Source organism: Streptomyces sp. AC627_RSS907, assembly GCF_019049165.1.
In genome coordinates, this window is record NZ_JAGMUE010000147.1 from 1 (window position 1) to 1,304 (window position 1,304).

Consider the following 1,304-nt stretch of genomic DNA (forward strand, 5'->3'; position numbering starts at 1 on the left):
CTAGGCCGTGTTTTAGGTAGCGCGGGCGGCCAGCCACTTGATGAGGTCGCCTGCGATCTGATTGATGCTGGTCTGGGTGGCGACGTCGTGCTCACGCCGACTGGTGTCACTCCGGACGATCTCGTAGCTGCCCTCGTCCAGCACCGCGACGGAGGCGAACCAAGCGGGATCGTCCTCGTCGGGTTGGATGACGACGAAGGTGTTGTCCGTGCCGTTCAAGTCGCTGATCAGCATGAACAAGGCGTCCTCGGACGGGTCGTCGACGTGGTCGCCGTTCTCGCTGTCCGCGCAGTAGTAGTCGGCGGCCACGAACCCTCCCCATGTGCTGGTCGAATCGGTGGCCAGCATGGCACGGCCCGCGCGGCCGGCGGGTGGATCACAGCCACTGGTGGATCGCCGCGACGTGGACGGCCGCCTCGAACCGAACCGCGAGCTTGTCATAACGGGTGGCCACCGCCCGATGCTGCTTGAGACGGCTGATCCCGCACTCGACCGCGTGCCGGGCCTTGTAGTCCTGCCGGTCGAAAGCGGGTGGGCGACCACCGGCCCGACCTCGACGCTTGCGGTTGCGGACCTGGCCGGCCGGTTCCGGGATCGTGCACCTGATCCCGCGCCGACGCAGATAGGCACGGTTCGCGCGGGAGGAGTACGCCTTGTCGCCCCGCACCCGCAGTGGGCGGCTGCGGGGCCGGCCCTGACCGCTCCTGGGCACCCTGATCGCGTTCAGGACCGGCTCGAGCTGCGGGCTGTCACCCCGCTGCCCGGCCGTGACCAGCAGCGACAACGGCTTCTGGCCCTGCTCGCACGCCAGATGGATCTTCGTGGTGAACCCGCCCCGTGACCTGCCCAGCCCGTGGTCGTCCGGCTCTGTGGCGACCCCGCCGGGCGGTTCCTTCTGCCCGGCACCGTCCCGGCGGGCACCGGCCGCGTGCTGGTGAGCCCGGCAGATCGTGGAGTCGACGTTGACCTCCCAGGTGATCAGCCCGGCCGCGTCGGCCCTCGTCTGCAACAGCGTCAGCAGCCGGAACCACACACCCTGCCGCTGCCAGCGCCGGAACAGCCCGTACACGGTCTGCCAGGGACCGTACTCGGACGGCAGATCACGCCACGGAACCCCCGTCCGCACCCGCCACCGAACACCGTCCACCAGCCGCCGACGACCCGGCGACCTGCGACTCACACCCGCCGCAGGAAGCAACGACTCCAACACAGACCACTGCTCATCAGAAAGATCCCCACGCCCCACAACGTGATCATCACAGCACGAGGCGTGGATCAGAATCCCGACCTAAAACACGGCCTAG

Annotated in this window: 2 protein-coding genes; both read right to left on the minus strand. The window is 68.6% G+C overall.

The window, feature by feature from the left end; translation table 11 throughout:
• Positions 1-12 precede the first annotated feature (12 nt).
• Complete coding sequence (locus KUM32_RS28580; protein WP_217144864.1) at positions 13-348, minus strand: hypothetical protein; 336 nt, start codon at positions 346-348, stop codon at positions 13-15.
• 28 nt (positions 349-376) lie between these two features.
• On the minus strand, positions 377-1,246 hold the full coding sequence (locus tag KUM32_RS28585) for an IS5 family transposase (RefSeq protein ID WP_217144865.1): 870 nt from the start codon (positions 1,244-1,246) through the stop codon (positions 377-379).
• Positions 1,247-1,304: the final 58 nt, after the last annotated feature.

Excerpts from the sequence above, each read along its gene's own strand:
- KUM32_RS28580 (WP_217144864.1), bottom strand. The coding sequence starts at position 348 with ATGCTGGCCACCGATTCGACCAGCACATGGGGAGGGTTCGTGGCCGCC.